Origin of the sequence: Streptomyces sp. NPDC052114 (assembly GCF_040680155.1) — a bacterium.
Classification (GTDB): Bacteria; Actinomycetota; Actinomycetes; order Streptomycetales; family Streptomycetaceae; genus Streptomyces.
Map to the genome: position 1 here is coordinate 246,250 of NZ_JBFAWC010000004.1, position 18,655 is coordinate 264,904.

At 70.3% G+C, this 18,655-nt stretch carries 30 protein-coding genes; all 30 read right to left on the reverse strand.

The genetic code is table 11. The features are described 5' to 3' along the window. Positions 1 to 23: 23 nt before the first annotated feature. The 30 genes from AB0L89_RS10805 to AB0L89_RS10950 all read right to left on the reverse strand — a co-directional run bounded on the left by AB0L89_RS10805 (position 24) and on the right by AB0L89_RS10950 (position 18,652). Positions 24 to 314, reverse strand: coding sequence for a hypothetical protein (locus AB0L89_RS10805; RefSeq protein ID WP_365137683.1), 291 nt, complete (start codon positions 312 to 314; stop codon positions 24 to 26). Positions 315 to 409: 95 nt separating this feature from the next. Continuing rightward, positions 410 to 766, reverse strand: a complete 357-nt coding sequence (locus tag AB0L89_RS10810; RefSeq protein WP_365137686.1) for a hypothetical protein — start codon at positions 764 to 766, stop codon at positions 410 to 412. A 93-nt stretch (positions 767 to 859) separates the two neighbouring features. Continuing rightward, the gene (locus tag AB0L89_RS10815; RefSeq protein ID WP_365137689.1) at positions 860 to 1,822 is read right to left on the reverse strand and encodes a hypothetical protein; all 963 of its coding nucleotides are present in this window, start codon (positions 1,820 to 1,822) and stop codon (positions 860 to 862) included. Positions 1,823 to 1,889: 67 nt separating this feature from the next. Then, a complete protein-coding gene (locus AB0L89_RS10820) occupies positions 1,890 to 2,273 on the reverse strand; it encodes a hypothetical protein (RefSeq protein WP_365137692.1) in 384 nt (127 codons plus the stop codon). A 6-nt stretch (positions 2,274 to 2,279) separates the two neighbouring features. Further along, positions 2,280 to 2,603 carry a hypothetical protein gene (locus AB0L89_RS10825; RefSeq protein WP_365137695.1) on the reverse strand — a complete coding sequence of 108 codons (324 nt, stop codon included), beginning with the start codon at positions 2,601 to 2,603 and terminating at the stop codon, positions 2,280 to 2,282. Then, positions 2,603 to 2,935, reverse strand: coding sequence for a hypothetical protein (locus AB0L89_RS10830; RefSeq protein ID WP_365137698.1), 333 nt, complete (start codon positions 2,933 to 2,935; stop codon positions 2,603 to 2,605). Before AB0L89_RS10830 ends, AB0L89_RS10825 begins: the two co-directional genes overlap by 1 nt. Then, positions 2,932 to 3,480 carry a mobile element protein gene (locus AB0L89_RS10835; RefSeq protein WP_365137701.1) on the reverse strand — a complete coding sequence of 183 codons (549 nt, stop codon included), beginning with the start codon at positions 3,478 to 3,480 and terminating at the stop codon, positions 2,932 to 2,934. Before AB0L89_RS10835 ends, AB0L89_RS10830 begins: the two co-directional genes overlap by 4 nt. Next, positions 3,467 to 3,724: a hypothetical protein gene (locus AB0L89_RS10840; RefSeq protein WP_365137704.1), complete on the reverse strand. Its 258-nt coding sequence runs from the start codon at positions 3,722 to 3,724 to the stop codon at positions 3,467 to 3,469. Before AB0L89_RS10840 ends, AB0L89_RS10835 begins: the two co-directional genes overlap by 14 nt. 98 nt (positions 3,725 to 3,822) lie before the next feature. After that, positions 3,823 to 4,035, reverse strand: coding sequence for a hypothetical protein (locus AB0L89_RS10845; RefSeq protein WP_365137707.1), 213 nt, complete (start codon positions 4,033 to 4,035; stop codon positions 3,823 to 3,825). A gap of 14 nt (positions 4,036 to 4,049) precedes the next feature. Next, entirely contained in the window at positions 4,050 to 5,375 is a 1,326-nt protein-coding gene (locus AB0L89_RS10850) for a phage major capsid protein (RefSeq protein ID WP_365137710.1), read from the reverse strand. Between the two features lie 11 nt (positions 5,376 to 5,386). Then, entirely contained in the window at positions 5,387 to 6,334 is a 948-nt protein-coding gene (locus tag AB0L89_RS10855) for an HK97 family phage prohead protease (RefSeq protein WP_365137713.1), read from the reverse strand. 2 nt (positions 6,335 to 6,336) lie between these two features. After that, entirely contained in the window at positions 6,337 to 8,274 is a 1,938-nt protein-coding gene (locus AB0L89_RS10860) for a phage portal protein (RefSeq protein ID WP_365137716.1), read from the reverse strand. Between the two features lie 2 nt (positions 8,275 to 8,276). Further along, positions 8,277 to 8,498: a hypothetical protein gene (locus tag AB0L89_RS10865; RefSeq protein ID WP_365137719.1), complete on the reverse strand. Its 222-nt coding sequence runs from the start codon at positions 8,496 to 8,498 to the stop codon at positions 8,277 to 8,279. Between the two features lie 228 nt (positions 8,499 to 8,726). Further along, on the reverse strand, positions 8,727 to 10,433 hold the full coding sequence (locus tag AB0L89_RS10870) for a terminase TerL endonuclease subunit (RefSeq protein ID WP_365137722.1): 1,707 nt from the start codon (positions 10,431 to 10,433) through the stop codon (positions 8,727 to 8,729). Between the two features lie 19 nt (positions 10,434 to 10,452). After that, positions 10,453 to 10,905: a phage terminase small subunit P27 family gene (locus AB0L89_RS10875; protein ID WP_365137727.1), complete on the reverse strand. Its 453-nt coding sequence runs from the start codon at positions 10,903 to 10,905 to the stop codon at positions 10,453 to 10,455. Between the two features lie 367 nt (positions 10,906 to 11,272). Further along, on the reverse strand, positions 11,273 to 11,671 hold the full coding sequence (locus AB0L89_RS10880) for an HNH endonuclease signature motif containing protein (RefSeq protein WP_365137730.1): 399 nt from the start codon (positions 11,669 to 11,671) through the stop codon (positions 11,273 to 11,275). A gap of 6 nt (positions 11,672 to 11,677) precedes the next feature. Then, a complete protein-coding gene (locus AB0L89_RS10885; protein ID WP_365137733.1) occupies positions 11,678 to 11,992 on the reverse strand; it encodes a hypothetical protein in 315 nt (104 codons plus the stop codon). Positions 11,993 to 12,057: 65 nt separating this feature from the next. Further along, on the reverse strand, positions 12,058 to 12,519 hold the full coding sequence (locus tag AB0L89_RS10890) for a hypothetical protein (RefSeq protein ID WP_365137736.1): 462 nt from the start codon (positions 12,517 to 12,519) through the stop codon (positions 12,058 to 12,060). Between the two features lie 67 nt (positions 12,520 to 12,586). Continuing rightward, positions 12,587 to 12,877 carry a hypothetical protein gene (locus tag AB0L89_RS10895; RefSeq protein ID WP_365137739.1) on the reverse strand — a complete coding sequence of 97 codons (291 nt, stop codon included), beginning with the start codon at positions 12,875 to 12,877 and terminating at the stop codon, positions 12,587 to 12,589. Continuing rightward, positions 12,871 to 13,806, reverse strand: a complete 936-nt coding sequence (locus AB0L89_RS10900) for a hypothetical protein (protein WP_365137742.1) — start codon at positions 13,804 to 13,806, stop codon at positions 12,871 to 12,873. The genes AB0L89_RS10895 and AB0L89_RS10900 overlap by 7 nt, the downstream gene beginning before the upstream one ends. Then, the gene (locus tag AB0L89_RS10905) at positions 13,806 to 14,255 is read right to left on the reverse strand and encodes a hypothetical protein (RefSeq protein WP_365137745.1); all 450 of its coding nucleotides are present in this window, start codon (positions 14,253 to 14,255) and stop codon (positions 13,806 to 13,808) included. The genes AB0L89_RS10900 and AB0L89_RS10905 overlap by 1 nt, the downstream gene beginning before the upstream one ends. Before the next feature lie 151 nt (positions 14,256 to 14,406). Beyond that, complete coding sequence (locus AB0L89_RS10910; RefSeq protein ID WP_365137748.1) at positions 14,407 to 14,754, reverse strand: hypothetical protein; 348 nt, start codon at positions 14,752 to 14,754, stop codon at positions 14,407 to 14,409. A gap of 156 nt (positions 14,755 to 14,910) precedes the next feature. Further along, complete coding sequence (locus AB0L89_RS10915) at positions 14,911 to 15,291, reverse strand: hypothetical protein (RefSeq protein WP_365137751.1); 381 nt, start codon at positions 15,289 to 15,291, stop codon at positions 14,911 to 14,913. Between the two features lie 13 nt (positions 15,292 to 15,304). Continuing rightward, the gene (locus tag AB0L89_RS10920; protein ID WP_365137754.1) at positions 15,305 to 15,856 is read right to left on the reverse strand and encodes a hypothetical protein; all 552 of its coding nucleotides are present in this window, start codon (positions 15,854 to 15,856) and stop codon (positions 15,305 to 15,307) included. 302 nt (positions 15,857 to 16,158) lie between these two features. Beyond that, complete coding sequence (locus AB0L89_RS10925; protein WP_365137757.1) at positions 16,159 to 16,335, reverse strand: hypothetical protein; 177 nt, start codon at positions 16,333 to 16,335, stop codon at positions 16,159 to 16,161. Between the two features lie 78 nt (positions 16,336 to 16,413). Continuing rightward, complete coding sequence (locus tag AB0L89_RS10930) at positions 16,414 to 16,671, reverse strand: hypothetical protein (RefSeq protein WP_365137760.1); 258 nt, start codon at positions 16,669 to 16,671, stop codon at positions 16,414 to 16,416. Between the two features lie 66 nt (positions 16,672 to 16,737). Further along, positions 16,738 to 16,920, reverse strand: coding sequence for a hypothetical protein (locus tag AB0L89_RS10935; RefSeq protein ID WP_365137763.1), 183 nt, complete (start codon positions 16,918 to 16,920; stop codon positions 16,738 to 16,740). A gap of 78 nt (positions 16,921 to 16,998) precedes the next feature. Next, positions 16,999 to 17,604: a hypothetical protein gene (locus AB0L89_RS10940; RefSeq protein ID WP_365137766.1), complete on the reverse strand. Its 606-nt coding sequence runs from the start codon at positions 17,602 to 17,604 to the stop codon at positions 16,999 to 17,001. Further along, the gene (locus AB0L89_RS10945) at positions 17,601 to 18,113 is read right to left on the reverse strand and encodes a hypothetical protein (protein ID WP_365137769.1); all 513 of its coding nucleotides are present in this window, start codon (positions 18,111 to 18,113) and stop codon (positions 17,601 to 17,603) included. Before AB0L89_RS10945 ends, AB0L89_RS10940 begins: the two co-directional genes overlap by 4 nt. Continuing rightward, positions 18,110 to 18,652: a hypothetical protein gene (locus AB0L89_RS10950; protein WP_365137772.1), complete on the reverse strand. Its 543-nt coding sequence runs from the start codon at positions 18,650 to 18,652 to the stop codon at positions 18,110 to 18,112. The genes AB0L89_RS10945 and AB0L89_RS10950 overlap by 4 nt, the downstream gene beginning before the upstream one ends. Between the last annotated feature and the right edge of the window lie 3 nt (positions 18,653 to 18,655).

Genomic DNA, 18,655 nt, shown 5'->3' on the forward strand with positions numbered 1-18,655 from the left:
CCGCCCCTCTTCAGTTGTCGATCTCAGATCCGGCCCGGCGCCACCTGGGAGACGATGTCCTCGTAGCCCTCGCGCGCCGCGCGGGCCTCCCGCGCCTTCGCCTTGGCCCTCTGCTGCGGCGTCGGGTCGCCCGGCCGCGGCACCAGCTCCGGCCACGGCAACACGGGTGCCCCCTCCGCCCGGTGCGCGTTGTAGAGCACCGTGAAGATCCGCCCGAGCTCGTCGACCATGTCGGCGTCACGGTGGTCCGACAGACCCCACACGCTGCCCGTGACCGCCCGGCCGAGCGCCCCGTCCGGTGGCAGACCCTCCACCAGCACCCGCAGCTTGCGCAGCGTGATCTCGCCACGGAAATAGGCGGCAAGCGGCCCGTCCCGGCCGAAGCCGGGGTACCGGTGGAGGTCTGCCTCTACCGCTTCGGGGTGCTGGCCGAGGACGTCGAGGACCGTGTAGGGCGCCCGCCCTTGAGGTCCCCCTTCATGTCCTCCATCGCCGCCATGCGGATGAAGGCGACGTCACCGGGCCGCCCGCCGGCGTCTACGTACTTGGCGTACTGCTCCTCGCCGAGGATGGCCTTCGCGAGTTCCTCGTCGGTCTCCGCGTCGTCGACCGCCTTGGACCACTCCGAGGGCGCGAACAGCGGGTGCGGCATCGTGTAGACCTCGCCGCTGGGGCCCTCGAACTCGATCTCCTCGCCGCCGACGGCCTCGGCGTACTGCGCCTTGACGGTCTCCAGGACGTACCGCTTCTTGTTGGGCTTGCTCATAATCGTGTTCCTGTTCTGGGGAGCCGGGGGTGAGCCTGAGGCGCGGAGCGGCAGGGCTCACCCCAAGCCGCCGCCCCGCGCCCGTTGTTGGGATCACGCCCCGCCGGGCGTGGTCGTGGTGACCGCGACGGCCGGGGTGGTGCCGCCGGTGAGGCTCGCGCTGTTGGCGGTCATCTGCGCCACGTCCGTGCCCGCAAGCGCGCCCTGGAACGTGACGGTGATCGCGCTGCCCGGGTGCGGGCCACCGGCACACGCCACGTTGCCCGACCCGATGTTGGACAGGGCCTGCAGAGCGGTCCGCACCTGCGCGGCCGTGGCGTTGTACGGGATCGCCGCCGTGGTCTGGCCGGAATAGGTCAGCGTGTACGTACCGCCCGTCGGCCCGCCCGTGATCGCCACCGACTGCACCTCGTTGGACAGCGGCTCCAGGTCCCGCCAGCCGGGCCCGTCGATCCACGTCGTCGCGTCCGTACCGACCAGCTCGTCGATGTACCCCTGGAACGTCACCTTCCTGGTGATCGCCTCGGTGCGCGTCCACTGCTCGTCATCGCGGTCCGAGCGCAGGGCGCTGGGCATGTGCTTGACGATGTAGAGCGGGTTGCCGGTGGTCTTGTTGAGGTCCCGGGCGATGAAGACGAGGCGCCGGTACAGCGTCGGAGGGGTCGCCGGGCGCGACCAGGTCCACGCCGCCGACCCGATCGTCGGGAAGTGGTCCAGCGGCAGGTTCTCGTACAGGCACACTGCGGCTGCGTTGGTCTCCTGCGGTGTCCACTCCGCGGTCTGTGTGTCGGTCTCGACGTCCGAGCGGGTCGGGGACGCGGACTGTCCGGACTCCACGTCCGACATGGACAGGTCGCCGGAGAAGGTGACCCCGTCGCCGTCGGTGTAGCCCACCGGCAGGTATCCGGCGGGCAGTTCCTGCAGCACGCCGTCGATGTCGAACGGGGTCGTGAGGGCGGGCGCGTCGGCGTCCGCCGCGAAGATTGCGTACGTGAGCGCCTTGCGGATCAAGCTGGTCCGCAGAGACGCCATCGTGTCGAAGTTGGCCGCCGCCATGGCGCCCACTCCTTCCATGAGAGAGCCCCGCCAACAGGTGTGGGCGGGGCGGTGGATGGGTGCGCGGTCAGGCGCGGACCGGCGCGCGGCGGGTGAGCCGGTAGGAGGCGACCGCCCTGCGGACGGCCGGATTGTTGTAGGTCACGTAGCCGGGCAGCAGGCTGGTCTCGACGTCGTCGACGGCCAGGCCCCCGGCGTGCTGGCCGCGCATCGCGAGCATCGACTCGTGCACGGCGTCGGCCAGTTGCCACATCAGGGTGCGGGTTGCGGCGAATGACTGCACGTCCAGGACCGCCGTCCCGGACACGCCGTCATCGCCGCCGCCGGGCACGACGGCGACGAGCAGCAGCGGCAGCCCCTGCTCCAGGGTGGACGGCAGTTCGTTGACGACCCGCACCCCCGGATGCCGGGCGCGCAGCCACAGCGTGGCCGCGTACTCGATGTCGGGCACCAGGCATCACCCGCCGTCCTGAAGGATCGGCCCGACCTGCGCCGCCCGACCCAAGATCCGACGGCGGTCCTGGTTGGTGTCGCCGAACTCGACGCTCTCGGCGTCCTCACGGTCGGCGATGACACGGGCGGTCGGCCGGCCACGGGGCCGGATGTCCTCCTCCACGTAGATCGCCTCCGCGAACTCGTCGGACACCTCCGCGCGCGCCAGCGCCTGTGCGCGCGGTTCGATGGCGTCGGCGACCTGGCGCAGCGCGCGCCGTACCTGCTGCGAGCGCATCACCTCGCCGATCCCGCGCGGGTCCGGCTCGAAGCGTCCTGAACGGGCCATCAGCCCTTCACCTCCATGAGGATCGCCTCGGTGTGGTCGAGGACCCCGCCGAAGCTCCGGTGCACGCCCGGGTCGCCGTCGACCTCGAACGTCCGGCCGTCGAACTCCACACGGTCCGACGCCTTCAGGCCGAGGTCCGCGGGACCGGCCAGCCGCCACCGCGTGATCACCTGCGCCTTGCCCTCGATCACCTCGGTACTGGACATGGGCTGAACATTGCAGCCCGGGACGTCGACCGGAGTCGGGGTCCACGTCTCGTTGCCGCGGTCGTCCTCGCCCTGCACCATGCGGATCACGGTGACCGTGTCCCGGTACAGCGGATTGGCGATCACGAGCCATCACCGTGGTTCAGCCGGTAGGCGGCCACCGCCTCCGACCACTGCGACGTCACGCCCACCGCGGCCGTCGCCGCGAACGTCACGCTGTCGCTGCCCGTGCTCACCTGCTGGATCGCCGGGTCCACGCGGTAGATGACGCGGGCCTGGTCGACGACGACCTCGGCGATATCGGCCGGGACCAGGGCGAGCCCGTGGTCATAGGTGACGTCGATCTCCGCGTCCACCGGCCAGCAGCCCACCGTGCGCTTCAGGACGCCGGAGCGGCGCAGCACCTTGTAGTCGGTGACCGCGGTCCCGTCGACCTCCACCAGCGTCACCGCGATGATGGGCGCCGCGCGCAGGTGCAGCACGTTCGTGCCGTCCCCGTCGTGCTGCTCCACGTCCCCGGTGACCCGGGTGACCGGATGCCGCACATGCCCGCGGAACCGCGACGAGGCGGCGTACAGCGCGGCCAGCAGCTGCGGATTGTCCACGCCCACCCCGAGGTAGGCGTCGAGCGCGGCGGGCTCGGCCAGGAGCAGCGGCTCAGGCCCCGCCACCGTCGGCCGCCTTGTTCTTCGCTGCGGTCCGCGCCTTGTTGCGCGCCCCGCCCCGCGCCTTCGTCTGCGGTGCGTCGTCCGGCAGCTGCACGTCCGTCACCGCCGCCCGCTCCGGCGCGAGGTCGGCGTCGGTCAGACCGAGCCGCTCGGCATCAGCGGCGTTGTACTTGACCACGCTCTCGGCGCCGGACGCCGTGATCACGCGGTACTTCTTCAGCGGGCCGCCCACGACGGCCACCTCCATTCGCTCATCGACCGGGACCGCGCCGGAGGGCGGGCCGCACGCCGCATGCTCCGCGCCGCACGGACACCGCCCTCCGGCCGTCTGCCGCGTGAACAGCATCAGGGCGCCAGGAGCCCAGCGGCCCGCAGCTTGGTCAGCAGGTCGTTGTGTGCCGTGCGCAGTACGCCGAGGTCGGTGACGACCTTGTCGAACTCCGCCTTCGTCGGGTTGGCGCCGGCGGCCGCGGTGGTCGTCATCGCGGCGGCGTTCGCCGATGCTGCGGCCTGCTTGCCTTCGCGGACCGCGCCCGCGCCGGGGTTCAGATACGCCATGGGGATGCCTCCTCTCAGGCGGTGAGGTCGACCTCGACGAACGCGTTCGGCTGCACGACACCGAACGCGGCGCGCATCTCGGCGAGGATCGCGACCAGGTTGCGGATGAAGAAATCCAGGTGGCTGTCGGTCATCTGGATGGTGGCCTGCTCGCGGTCCCACAGGATGCTCTTGCGGAAGTCCCCGACATAGCCGGTGCCCGCAGGGACGGCCTCGGTCTCGATGACCGGCAGGTTCCACAGAGTCTGCGCGGAGCCGACGCCCGTCGGCCCGCCGAAGTAGAAGCGGCCCTCGTTGTCCTGCAGCAGGTCGATCGCCTCAACATCGGCAGGGTTGAGGAGGTAGGCGTTGGCGATGCTGCGGCCGACCAGGCGCACCTTCGTCTTGGCCTTGCGCAGTGTCGTCAGGACGTTGGTGTCCCAGGCCTGCGCCTGCACCCCGGACACGTTCCCGAGGCCCTCGAAGTTTTCGCCCGTGCCATCCCCGGAGATCATCTGGTCTTCAAGCTCCTCCTCCAGGCCGTACCGGAGGAACGCATCGATCAGGGTCCGCACCTGCGCGGCGTCGGACAGGGCCCGCTTCGTGATCGGGATCCAGTGCGCGATCGTCTTGACCGGCGTCGTCACCTTCGCCGCGGCGAGCGCGGACTCCGGCTTGTAGCCGCCGCCCGCGTTGTTGACCAGCGCGCCCGCACCACCCGGCGCGGTCGGCGCCGCCGAGGACGTCGCTTCGGCGACCGGGGCGGCGTTGTTCGTCACCGACGTGACGCGCACATACTCGACCGTGTCGGACATGGTGGTACCCGGCGTCACGACGTCCCGCAGCCGCAGAGGTCGCTGGAACGCGTCGAGTCCGACCTGCGTGCCGAGCTGGTCGTTGACCACCCACGCGCCAGCGCTGGTGTCCGAGGCCCCGGTCACCAGCGACTTGAACCCGGCCATGCCGGACTGCACGCGCTGCTTCTGCCCGAAGGTCCCGTTGGGCGCCTGCTCGACCAGGGCCTTGTATTCCGGGGAGTCGACGAAGGCCTCGCCGATGCTCTTGCGGTCCGGCAGCTCGAACCCGGACGCCGTACGACGCGTACCGTCGCTGTCGGTCTTGGCGTTCAGGGCGATGTCGTCACCGAGGTCGGCGAGCGTCTTGCGGAGCTCGTCGTTGCCCTTCAGCTTCTCAATCTCGGCCTTGGCCTCGGTGGCCTTGGCCACGTGCTCGCGCAGCTGGCCGGACTCCTCCGGGGTGAAATCCCGGTCCTCATCCTCAGCGGCCTTCGAGATAGCGCGAGCCTGCTCCAGGTGGTGCTTCATCTGGCCCGTCAGATCGGCCAGGGTCATCGTCGGCATCTGCCGTCTCCTCAGTCTGTGAGCGAGGCCTCCAGCTCCAGGAGCTGAAGGTCAGTGCGCAGACGGGCAGAGGCGGCACCGGCCTTGGCGGCGGCGTCAGTCGACGCGGCTTCGCGGGGGTCCGGCGTGGTCTCGTCCTCGGTGCTGCTGGGGGTATCGGTCTTGGCCTCGCGTGCAGCGAGGGCCTTGGCGACGGCGGCCGCGACACGGGTGTCGAAGTCGTCGTCGGGTGCGGGCTGGCCCTTGGCGGGCGGGGCGTCCTCGGCGGCGGACGGCGTGGTGCCGTCGGCGGCCGCGGCGCCCGGACGGCCGGGCTGCTCGCTGGTCTTGCGGGCCTTCTCCGGGTCGGCGCTCTTGAGCACCTGCCCGATCTCCTCGTAGGCCGTGGTGAGCTTGTCGTAGTTGTCCTGCGACAGGACCCGCCCGGCCTTGACCCCGCGCTTCAGGCCGGAGGCCTTCGCCGCGAGGAGTTCTGTTTCCTGGTTCGCGCCCACCAGGCAGGGACCCACCTCGTGGAGGCTGAGCTTGCGCAGCTCCCAGTAGCCGCCGTACCGGTGGTCGTCGTCACGGACGTACGCCTCCTCGTCGACGTCGTACGCAAAGCTGAACTGCGTGACGCGGCGACCCTTGAGGAGCCGCGCGACCTGCGCGGCGGTCGGGTTGTCGTCGAGGTCGTCGATCTGCCCGACGACCTCCAGCCCGGCCAGCGTCTCTGTCGCCTTGATGACGCGTCCGATGTGGGCGAACGGGTCGCCCCAGTTGTGCGACCAGATCACCGGGATCTCGTCACCCTTGGCCGCCCACGCCGCGAGCGTCTCCGTGAACGCCCCCGCGCGGACCACATCGCCCATGCTGTCTTCGTTGTTGAACACGGACACCAGGGCGGTGAACTGCCCCGGCGCGAGCCCGTCGTCGGGGCCGGCCGCCTTCACGCGGGCGGCGAAGTCCTTCGTACGCATGATCACTCCTCGCCGTAGGCGTAGGTCAGGTCGCAGTTGCAGTTCGCGTTGTCCTTGGCGTCGCCCGTGCTGTCGCCCGGCCAACGCAAGCCGTTGGAGAAGGTCTCGCCGAGCGCGACGGTCTCGCCGTCCATGCGGGCGTGCTCGGGGCGCGGCTTCGAGCCGGTGCGCCAGGTCTTGCGCACCAGCCCCGACGCCTTCGCCGCGTCGTGCCCGCCGAACGAGCGGAGCTCGGTCGACGCCGTCACCGCCCGCACCGCGGCGGCCGTCGCCCATGTGCTCGCCGCCGCCCGGAGGTTGTCTCGCCAGCCCTCGCCGCCCGCCTCCTGCACCTCGGCCACCGCAGAGCGCCCGGCCTCCTCGTGCAGCTCGGCGTGCGCCTCGGCCGCAGCCAGGCACCAGGCGAGCATCACCTCGGCCGACCAGCCCTCAGCGTCCGGGTTGTGCTCGTCGAGGACCTCCCACGCGCCGACCTGCGCCAGCCGATACCCGTGCTCGGCCAGCAGCGACGTCAGCTGCGCGAGCCGCTCCTCCGACCCGGCCGCCCACTGCTCGACGAGGTCCGGCATACCGTCCGCCTTCGCCCCCGCCTGCGTCAGCAGCCGGTCCGCGGCCTTCTGGCTGAACGCGACGAGGGCCTCCTCGAAGGCGTCCCGCTCCTCGTCCAGGCCGCCGAGGCCGTCAGGCCGCGTCGCGCTCTTACGCCTACGGCGCCCCCGGTGTCCCTTCGCGGTATCGGCCGGCTCCGGCGCGGTGTCGCGCGGGCTCGCGAGGCCGCCCTCCGTCACGTTCAGCGGCGTAATCAGCTCATCCCCGCCCTCGACCGCGGGCAGGTTGTTGCGGGCGCGGATCTCGTTGCGCGTCATCCACGGCCCGCCCGTCGCCGTCGACGCCGCCGCAGCCTGCTCCTCGAAGCTCCCGCGCATCTTCGCCTGAATGTTGAACTCCGCGTACACACCGGCGTTGTCGCCGGGCAGGTCGGGCAGGATCTGCGCGGCGATCTCCTGCTCCAGCATCACCAGCCACGGCCCCAGCGTGTCCTGGTAGAGGTGCTGGTGCTGCTCGCGGATGTTGGAGAACGTCGCATGATCCAAGATCCCCACCAGCGGCGGCGGAATGAAGAACGCCGCCGCGACCTCCTCCCGCGTCAGCTTCCGCGCCTCGACGTACTGCGCCTGCTGCGGATTGATCGAGACCGGGTTGTACTCCATCCCGTCTTCGAGGATCGCCGTTCCGCCCTCGGCGCCACCGCCCTGTGCGAACGTCCGCCACATCTCCCGGAACCGGCGGCGTTCCTCCGCGTTCCACTCGGCATCCGCCGGCCGCGTGATGACACCGGTCATGCGCGCGCCCGTCTTCCACATCGCTGCCCGCTGCTTCGCCGACTCCCGCTCTTCGAGCAGCAGGTCCCGCAGCGCCTCCATCGGCGAGCACCCGTACGTGAGCGTCTCGGGCTGATAGCCGTGGATGTGCACCACCTCGTCGACGCCGAAGTCCCGGCCGCCCGCCGTCTCGTAGTACTCCGGGGCGATCCAGTTCCCCCCGTAGGGGCGGATCAGCGTGGGCGGCACCGGCAGCAGCCGCAGCCGACCGTCCACCTTCAGCTTGATCCCGAACGCGTTGTCGTAGGTCGCCACGTCCGCGACGAGGCGCTCGACAAGCCGGAACGACGTCAGCCGCGGCAGCGGATCCGCGAGCAGCAGCGCGAGCGGGTGATCCGTCAGCCGCTCCCGGTCGGTGTCCGACAGTCGCCGGAACACGTGGATGCCCAACTGCGCGATGTTCCGGGCCAGGAACCCCACCACGGTCCGCACCTGCGGCTGAGTGCGCCAGATCGTGGCGTACTCCCACGGCGCGGCCACCACGGGCACCGCAGCGAACCCCGGCGTCACCCCCGCGCCGGTGACCGCGAGCTGCCCGGAGGAGACCACGAACGACACGATCAGCCACCCCCGCCCGCGAGTACCTGCGTGAACTCGACCTGCGCGCGCTCGATGACGACTTCGCCGTCCACCCGCTGCGGCTCGCGCCCGGCCTCCAGGAGCTCGGCGTCCCGCAGTACCAACAGCGGGCCGCGCTGCGCCCACAGGACCCCGCGGAGCGCCCGCTCCTTCTGGTTGACGACGACCCGCTTACGGACCGCCGTACGCCGCCACGCGAACACCGCGACCTCCCGAATCCGGCCGCTACCGTGGCGGCATGCTGAAGAACTTGCTGTACCGAGTCGCTGGCCGGTGCCCCATCCATGACCGTGCAGCACCGAAGATCACACGCGAATTGGAGAGCAGCCTGGGCATGCGACCCAGCCCGTCCACCGGCGACTTCGTGGCGGATTTCTACGACCCGCGGATCATCGACTGCGGTAGGGCTCAGTGCCGGAAGCGCTGACCCCTCACACGACCATGATTTCCTCGTCGCCCGAATAGGCCGACTTCTTCTTCCGAGGCCGCGCGAGCAGCTCCGACATCGCCGTCGCCAACGCGCTCACGCCGTCGATCTTCTCCGCGCTCGTGGCCTTGTCCGGCTTCACGTTGCCCGCCGGGTCCATCGCCACCGACAGGTTGTCCACGCACCAGCGCGCCACCGGATTGCCGCCATGCCGCAGCGCCGGCGCCTGCGCCGTACCCGCCAGGAGCAGCCGCTGGACGGCTTTCATCGGCGGATTCATCGACAGGTAGCCCTGCCGGACCTTCACCAGCGGGGCCCGCTCCGCCGTGAGCTGCGTCGTCAACTGCGAGGCGTTCCAAGGGTCGTAGCCGATCGAGCGGACCTTGAAGAAGTCCCGGTCCTTGCGGATCTGCTCGGTGATCCAGTCGTAGTCGGCGACGTTCCCCGGCGTCACGGTGAGCCAGCCCTCCCGCACCCACCGGGACGCGGCCTTCGCCGTGCGCTTGTCCAGCGCCTCGACGTTCGCCTCCGGCGTCCAGAACCGCCACAGCGCATCCACCGTGCCGTCCTCGTCGTCCGGGAACAGCCAGCACAACGCCAACAGGTCCGACGTGGACGCGAGGTCGAGGCCGCCCCACGTCTCCCGATCCGCCAGCGCCTGCTCGTCGACCAGGCCCGCGTTCCGGTCCCACGCGGGCAGCGGCAGGAACTTCGTCTCCTGGCGGGTGCGAATGCCCAGGTGCAGCCGCAGGTACGAGGCGAGCTCCGCCGGAGACTGCTCCGCCTTCCGCGACGCCCGCTGCAAGTACGCCCGGGTCGGGGAGATCCCGAACCCCGGGTTGGCCTTGCGCCACGTCGCCTCGTCGTGCGGATCGTCCGTCCGCTCCGCAGCCCAGATCACGCCGTACACCGACGGGTCCGTCAGCACCCCCGAGGCCAACTGCTCGATGCGGCGACGCTTGTTGTCGTAGACCGTCTCCCGCTTCCCGGAGTCCGCCGTCGTGATGATCACGCCGAGCGGCTGGCGGCGCGAGCCCGTACCGGACTCCAGCGTCTCGACCATGTCCGGGGTCTTGTGGATGTGCAGCTCATCGCAGATGTAGCAGTGCAGGTTCGCACCGTGCTGCGCGTCCGCGACGGACGAGATCGGTTGGAAGTACGACCCCGACTTGCCGTGCAGGATCTTGTCCCGCAACGGCTTCACGTGCCCCTTCAGCGCGGGGGCCGCCTCGGCGAGCCTGCGCACCGGATCGAAGACGAACCGCGCCTGCTCCTTCGTCGTCGCCGCGGCGAGAACCTCGGCGCCCTGCTCGCCGTCCGCGCACGTCATGTAGATCGCGATACCGCCGCACAACGTCGACTTGCCGTTCTTGCGCGGCACGTCCACGTACAGCTCAGCGATGATCCGGACGTACCCGCCGGCCTCCTCGTCGAAGTGCACCCACCCGAACGTGGGCGCCAGGATGTACGCGACCTGCCACGGATCCGGCTTCAGCGCCCTGCCCGCCCACTGACCCTTGGTGTGCCGCAGCAGGCTGAACGAGCGGATGACCTTGTCGACCCGCTCCGGATCGAACCGCGCCCCAGGAGCGTCCCGCGGCTCCGGCGTCTTGATCAGCGGCGGACAGTCCGGCAGCGGGACCCCACGCTCGACCAGGTACCAAGCCACCTCGGGCGACAGCTTGAGGCGCTCCAGCTCCCCATCGTCCAAGAGCGCCCGCGGCACCTCATCAGGCGAACGGGTTGTCTTCCTCGCCATCGTCCGGCCCCTTCGCCAGGGCCTGCTCCGTCGAGGGCGTCAGGCCGAAGTGCGCAGCCCACGACCGGACTTCCCGGCCCGCGTTGCGCGCGATGGCGACCGCAGGATGCGCAAGCGTCCCCTGCTTCGCCTCGATCGTGAGGCCCTCGCGCTGCACCGTCTCCGTCGCCTCGCGGAACGTCGCCCACGCCTCGCAGTACGCCGCAAGGCCCGCCCGGTCCTCCGGCTTCAACAGCTCCAGCCGCTGCAGCCCCGGCACGACCCGCGCCCACTCCGCGGCCGCCTCCTGGCTCAGCCACTCCGGCGCCTCCGGCGGCACCCGCTTGAACGCCGGGCCCTTATTGACCACCCGGCCCCCGGAATCGCGGCCCTCCGACCGGCCCCCAAGCAGCCGCAGCGCGGCCGGCTGCGCTGTGCGCGGCATGCCCTCACCCCCTCCCAGCGGCAACACTCTGACCTGCAACGATGCGGCACCCCTCCAGGTGCAGCGCTCTGACCTGCGGCGATACCCCCGGTCGCCGTAGTGAGACGCGGTCTTCCGAGTTGACCGCGCCGGGTCCTCTGCGATCTTGGCCAGCGATTGAGACTCCCCTCCCCCGTGGTGGGGGCGTCAGGCTGGCCGGACGGCTCGGTGGGACCCTGTCAGCCGTTCGTGGGGGCCCTGCGGGTCTGGTGTGCTGCTGCGCCCTGTGCCGGGCGTGTGGGGCCTCGGCTCGTTGTGGTGGGGCGTGTCGGGGGTCGTCGGGGTCCCCAGGGCTGGCTGGTTGGCCGGCGGGTGCCGTGGGCGGCGGTCATGGGCGGGCGGTGCGGCGTACTCGGGCGCGTTCGGCGCCGCGGAGTGCCTCGGCCTTGCTCTTGACCGTGTCGCAGGTGGGGCACAGGAGTCCCAGGTTGTCGAGGTCGGTGGGTGATCCACCCTCACTGATCGGGATGACGTGGTCGAGGACGAACGGGTCGTCGTCGGGTCCGGTGTCGGCCTGGTCGGCTCCGCATCGGTAGCAGCATCCGTGATCGCGTGCGCGCACCTTGCGCTTGAGGGTGGCCCATCGTCCGGAGCTGATGCCGTACCTGCTGGCCTTGTCGTCTCGGCCTGCCCAGGGTGTGCGCTGGTGGTCGTCGCATCGGCCCTTGGTCGTGGCGAACTCGTGGCACTCGGGGTCGGTGCAGCGGGTGGGTGGTGCGGTGGGCATCGGAGGCTACCCGGGGAAGGGGAGGGGGCCGGGGTGGGGGCGGGCGAGGGGGGAGGCCCGGAGAGCCCGCTCCTGCATCTGGTGAAGCACCTCGGCCATGGCGTCGCGGTCGAGGTGAGGGATGAGGCGTACGTGGGTGACGCCCGTGCACGGGGTGTTGTCGTCCTCCAGGTCGGTGGCGACGGTGGGGCCGTCGTCCTCGTGGTGGAGGTGGTGGGCTGCGTCGCGTACGAGGGTCTCGACCTGGGATGGGGGGAACTTGGCGTCGTGGAGTTCGTCGCGGTAGGCGGCGAGGCGTTGGGCTGTGGTGAGTTCGGCCATGGGATGAGCCTCCGAATGCAGAGGGCCCCCTGCCGGTGGGCGAGGGGGCCTTGGGGGTGTGAGTGTTACGCCTTGGCGATCTTGCGTAGTGCCGTCTCCAGCTCGGTGCGGCGCTCCTTCGAGCTGAGCGCCTGGTCTCGTGCGGACCAGGAGAGGGCGTAGCGGTCGACTTGCCGCCACGTCTTGTCGATCTTCTTTCGGCTGGCCGTCCACTGGTCGGCGACCTTGGCCGAGGGGAACTCGTAGATCGACACCGTGTGTGTCGTGATGAGCTGCGAGCAGTCGTTGGGGCTCGGTTCCTTGCCTGCGGCCTTGTTCGAGCACGAGCCGGTGTTGTCCGTCGGCTCTCCGAGGGTCGTCACGCCCGTGGCGTCGGCGAGCTTGGCCGCGGCCTGCTTCGCGGTGGGGCCGTCCTGCTTGTTCGTGGCGCTGGCCTTGGGCTTGCCGTCGGAGCTGCCGCTGGACGAGCAGGCAGTGAGCGAGAGGGCGGCCGTGAGGAGTAACGCGGCAGTGGTGCGGTGGTTCATGAATCCCCCCAGGGATGCTGTGCTGGAGGGGCCATCATGCCGCTTGTGGGGCATATGTGATGAGGCTTCAGGCCACCAGAAGGGGGCCGGACAGGCGGACGACATTCTCGGATCCGGGCGGGTCGATGTTGATCCACACCTGGTAGGCGCCGCGGGGCAGTGTCTGTGTGCTGCTGTTGGGCCCGACGAGGAGTCGGGCCCACGCGTCGGTCCAGTGCGCTTCGTGCCATTCCTCGTCAGCCGGTTCCTCGTGGTGCGCTACGACGGCGATGCGAACCGGGAGGCTTGCGAGGTCTGTGCCAGCAGGTGCGGTGACAGGTACGCGAATGTGCTCGGTGGAACCGGTCCGGATCAGCATGGTGCGCCGACCTCCCAGTCAGTGCGAGGTGCGCCGACGGCCCAGTCGCTGTGAGGTGATCCGACGGTGATGTCGAGGCCGGGGCCGGGCGGTGGCTCGTAGCCGCCGCCTCCGAGGGGCATGGCTTGCTCGACCGTCTGGGCCCGCGTCAGGGTCGTGGTCTTGGTGGCGATGAGGGACCGCGCGGTGGCCTCTTCGACTGCCGTGGGGAGCGTGGCTGTCTTCACGCCGACGAGGGGCTGTGTGGCCTCCGTGGCGTTCGTGGGGGCGAGGAGGGCTGCCTTCGTTCCGGTGAGGGCCTGTGCGGTCTCGGTGGCGCCTGCGGAGCTGAGGGGGGCGGTCTTGGAGCCGGTGAGCGGTTGGGCGGTTTCGGTGCTCGTGGCGGTGGTGAGGGTGGCTTCCGTGGCGGTGCTGTTGTCGCCGGCGCTGAAGTTGTCGTAGCGCAGACCGCTGGTCGATTCTGAGCGCAGGCCGACGGCCGTGCCGGTCGGGACTGCGGTGTCGGTGACGCTGATCCGCGGGACGCCGCCGATGAAGCCCTTGATCGTGCTGCCGACCGCCTCGACCTTGGCAACGTCGCCCGGCGCTGCAGCGACGGCGTAGGTACCGATCATCGTGAAGTTGCCGCCGGTGACGGCGAACAGGTCCCAGCTGGAGCCGCTGTTGCGCAGGAGGTAGCCCTGGGTGAAGTTCGAGTTGCCGCGGCACCACACGCCCTGACTCGCGGCCGTTGTGGCGGCGATAGTGACCTGCGCGTAGTGGTCGTTGCCGTCCATGGGGGTGGCGGCGCGCAGGATGATCGTGCCGCCTGCCGCACCCGGGGAGAGCTGCCCAGAGATGATGGCCCAAAGGTTGCCGGATACCTCGACCCAGCCCGAACCGAGATCCGTGCTGTCGGCACGGTTGAAATCGTCGCTGAAGCTGGCCATCAGCCGGTGGAGCTGGTCCGGTAGAGGTCCGAAATCGCCAGATTCAGGGTGACTCCATCACCGGGGTTCCAGCTGAAGCCGTGCTTGGTCAGCGGGATCAGGTCGCCGTCCGTGCCTGTGGTGGTGTCGGGGTCGTAGCAGACGACCAGGGCGCCGACGGCAGCGCCGGACGGTGAGACCCACGAGATGTCGGCGGCGTCGATGGCGACGCGGTCGAGGGTGTCGTCGACCGTGACGGTTACGGACGCGAGTGTCTTGCGGCCGACGGGGGTCTGCTCGTTCGTGGTGCCGGACACGACGTCGGCGAAGGTGTCCTTGTCGCGGAGGACGCTGTCGCTCTCCAGGCCGCTGGACTCCAGGGCGATCAGGACGAGGGCGTCGTTCGTGGCGGGGAGTTCGGCGTAGTACCGGACCTTGCCGAGGGCGGTGTTGAACACGAAGTCGGGCACCACGGCCTCCTCTCGTGGCACGACGAAGCCCCGGCCGGGGGTGTTGGCCGGGGCTTCGTGAGGTCTGTGGTTGTTTCTGGGCATGCCAGATCTGCGGCCCAGTCTGGGGCATGGTGGATGATCGTGCAACTACCCTTTGCCGCCGCGGTCGCTACTGTCGCGCGCGGGGATCGTCCGCCATTTCCAGGCCGTCGATCAGAGCGGTCATGAACTCGCGGTTGCCCCGGGGCGCGTACTCGTCGTCCGACAGGCCCAGGCACACCTTCGGGGTCCGCGGGTCGTCCTCCCAGCCGCCGGGGCTGTAGTTCCAGTCGTCCCACCCGGGAGCCGCCTCGGCGACCGCCTCACTGCACTGGCGGGCGGTCTCGGCTCTGCTCAGTGAGGGGGTAGCTGTAACGGTAGCCGTGGTGGTCTTGGAGGGCTCGTCTGGGTCGCTGTCGGAGCAGCCTGTCAGGGCGAGCAGGGTGGTGAGTAAGACGGCGGCGGTGTTGCGGCGCATGGGTCCCCCGGGTGTGTGGTGAGGCCCGGAGCGTAGCGGGGCGGGAGACCGGTGGGAGCGGGAATGGCGAAGCCCCGCCGCGACGGGAGTCGCGCGGCGGGGCGCGCTGCCGGGCTCAGAGACACTGCTTTCAACCCCGGCTACTAGTGGGGGCGGTTAGAACATCCCCGGCATCAGGCCAGCGGTCCCACCGCCGATGATCGGCACCGTGAGAACGAGCCAGCCGCGGATGCCGCGTGTGGGTCGCTCTTCCTGGCGGACCAGGAGCGACAAGGCCATCCCTGCCGTAGCGGGCAGGACGACTCCGAGGATGGCCAGAGATGCCAAGCTCGGCACTTCGTGTCGCCTGATAGCCCAGCCTGCCCCCAAGCTGAGGGCGGCGGCAGTGAGCAACTCAGTCGTGGGCTTCAGCAGTTCATGCCGAGCTCTGCGCTCTCCTGCGATGCGGACGCGGTGACGAACGCTGATCAGCATCCAAGCGACCCCTGCGACAACGAGGACGGTCTCGCCGATCAGCACAATGCGCGCTACCAACATCGGGTGTCCTCCTCTACTTGCAGGCTGCCTTGATCTGATCCACACCAAGGAGGATGAGAGCCGCGTCCTTCAAATCGTCGGGGTACTTCCGCCCCATGCCTTTGCGGACCCCGATGAGCGCGTTAGCCACTCGCTTAACACCGTACTTCTTGGCGATCATTGCGAGCTTGACGACTTTGCCAGCAGGAATCAGAGCCCCCGCGACTGCTGCTGCTACCAGGCCAACGCACTTGGCGCTCGGGAGGCTCAGCCTGGGTGAGACGCCGAGTTCAGGGTGGGTAGCGCGCAGGTGGGCGAGAGTAGCCTTGCCTCCCTGGGCGAGGACGACATCAGGGACGGCTGCGAGCAACTCCAGGAGCTCCTCGACCTCAGCGTTCGAGAGGCCGACGCTTCGCGTGGGCTCCGCTTCAGGAGTGGCTGTCGCTCTGCTGGACGCGCGGCGTGCCTCAATGTCTGACGCGTAAGCAGCCGTTGAGGTCAAGATGACGGCTCCCGCGGTAAGCACCGCGATTAACACGGCGCAGGTGCGCCCGCATATGGAGTGGTTGGGCGGACTGTTGTGCATGCTCGGGGTACCCCTTGTACTTAACGGCCGTGAGCGGACGTTGCGTTCACCCCTTCGAGGTGTGACGTTCGCTCCAGCACTTTCAGCGCCTGCCGAGTTGGACAAACACGGCTAGATCGGTCTATTGGAAAATAGCATCTGCGAACTATGCAAGGGTCGCTATAGGCCCATTGAGGGCAGTTAGTTCATATGCCATTCATGAATCTTGCCCACGGGCGGCGACGTGGTCGCGGTGGGCATGCGAAGGCCCCGCCGTGTCGGGGGGTGAGCGCGGCGGGGCCCAGTCTCAGTGTGCTCCTAGATCAGCGTCCCGAGGGCAGCTGACGCGTGCTCACGCTCGCTTGCTCGCGCATCGCCTCGTCGGACTGCTGCGTGAAGGCGTCGCGCTGCTCCGGGGTCCAGTCCGAGGGGTTGCTCGGCAGGTCGGTGGTCATCGCGCGCAGTGCCTGTGTCTGGGGACCGGTGGTGTCTCGTGCCATGGTGGTGCTCCTGTCTCGTGTGATCGGGATGGGACCGGGGCGGCCGGGATGCCTGGCAGCGAACGGCCGCCCCGGGGGCTAGTGGGTGGGCGTGTAGCGGGCGAGCAGAGCGGGCTGCTGTACCGTGACGACGCCCCCGTCGATCTCGACCGTGCGCTCGGCGTACAGCACCTCGGTCATGGCCAGTTGGAGGATTTCTCCGGTGGTCGGGTGCGGGGGCTCCCAGGTGTGTCCGCCGTCGTCGCTGACCTGCACCTCGTAGGGCGCGTCCGGGTCGATGTCGGCGACGGGGCTGGCGTCGTGGATGCGGAGCCACCGGGTGTGGTCGCGCGCCATCTCAGCGCCCCGGAACGTTGCCGGGAGCCATGTGGATGCCGTCGGCGGGCTCGGTGGGGACGGTCTTCATGTCGTGCCTCCGAGCGGGATCGTCAGCGACGCTTCGTAGATCTCGGCGGCCTCGGATCCGTCGGTGGTGCGCGTCGCGAACCTCTTGGCGACCTGCTTGGCGATGGCGGACGCCGTGTCGGCGTCGCCTCGCTTGCGGGCGGCGATGTAGTCGCGTACGGATTCGTGCTTGCTCTCCATTGGGGGCTCCCAAGTAGGCGGTAGACGGCGGGTAGATGGGCCGGTAGACGGCGGTAGATGGGGTGGTAGACATGCAGGTCAGGCGGCGGTAGACGGCTCGGTAGACGTCTCCTGCGACGCGGCCGGGGAAGGGGTCAGATCCTCGCGTCGGACGCCCCGTGTGGGGCCCCCGCGGCCGGCCTTCACCTTGGGGTGGACGGGGATGCCCAGGGCCTCCAGACGGGCGCGCAGATCGGCGATCGTCCAGCGGGCCGTCAGGTCGGCTGTCGGAGGGTGCTGTTGGAGGTGGGTCAGGACGGTGCGCAGGTGCACCGCGGAGCCGGTGCCCATGAGGTCGAGGAGGAGGGTCCGCAGCGCCTCTCTGTCGCCCCCGGCGGAGGGTCCGGCGGGCGGCGTCTCCGCCGGGGGTGCGGGGTGTTTGCGGGAGGCCTTCCAGGCGGCGCCGAGCCACAGGGCGCCGAGGAGCCACAGCAGCCACGGCAGAGCCCGCACGATGCGGGCGGCGAAGTACGCCCCCAGGCCCAGCAGGAGGCCGCGGGCGATGATGCCGAGGACCGCCTTCCAGCCGGTCAGGTCCTCACGGCGGCCGCGCGCGCACCAGGCGGCCGCCCCGGCGAGGAGCCGCCTGGTCAGAATGCTGGAGCCGGTGGCGAGGCGGTCGGCGGCCCGGGCCAGGCGGCTCACAGGACACCCGTTCCCTGCACCGCGTCGACCAGGGCGACGCCGGTCGTGTTGAGGGCGGTGGGCAGCCAGGACAGGGCGCCGGCCACGCCTGCAGTGAGCAGCAGGACCGAGCCGACGAAGGCCCCGCCGAGGATCCGCTTCTTGTCCTGCTTCCCGGCGGCTTTGTAGGCGAGGACGACGAGGAAGACGACGGCGACGGCGATGGCGGCTCCGGTGGCGCTGAGGCCGATGAGCTGCCCGTTGGTGATCCCGGAGGCGGAGCTGGTGCCGGTGGCTGCGGCACCGGTGCGTTCGCCGGCGCCGTTGGCGACGGTGCCGGTCCGGGAGTGGGCCCAGCCGAGGAGGCCGCCGGGGCAGGCGGCGGCGCAGGCCGCCGCGGAGAAGCCCTTGCCGAAGGGCGCGAGCATCTTCATTTCCCGGTTGCCGGTCCACCACGGGTGCAGGTTGGCGATCAGGACGAGGAGGGCGGCGAGGAGACCGCCGAGGGTGAGGGTGGTGGTGCCGGTCATCGGGAGACTCCGGTGAGCAGGAGGAAGGGGTCCCACCAGTCGAGGACGCCGAGGCTGCCGACGACGGCGGTGACGAGGAGGACGCGGGGCAGGAACCGGCGCGTGCGGTCGAGGAGCAGCGCGACGCCGATGGCGACCGCGGCCAGGACGTAGGCGGCGGTGATGCTCTGCGTGGTGCGGGCGTCGTTGAGGGCGTAGGCCCACCCGGTGGCCATGCTCCTACCGTTGAAGGCCGGGGCGAGGGCGATGGCCGAGGCGGCGAGGGACTGCCAGGGGCGCAGCCAGTTCCACAGCCACTGCCAGCGCGAGGGCTCGGGCTCGACCGGCATGGGCGCGTAGGTGACGCGGACTTCGATCGTGCCCGGCGCGGGAGCGGGTGGCGGTGCGGGGGCCGGGGTAGGCGGTACGGCGGCGGGGGGCGGAGGAGGTGGCGGGGTGCGCCAGGGCGGGACCTCGCCGGGCTCGGGCGGTCGGTCGGGCAGGGGCGCACCGGCGGGGATGATCCGGGTCGGGGTGACGGGGCGGGGTGTGTCGGTCACGGG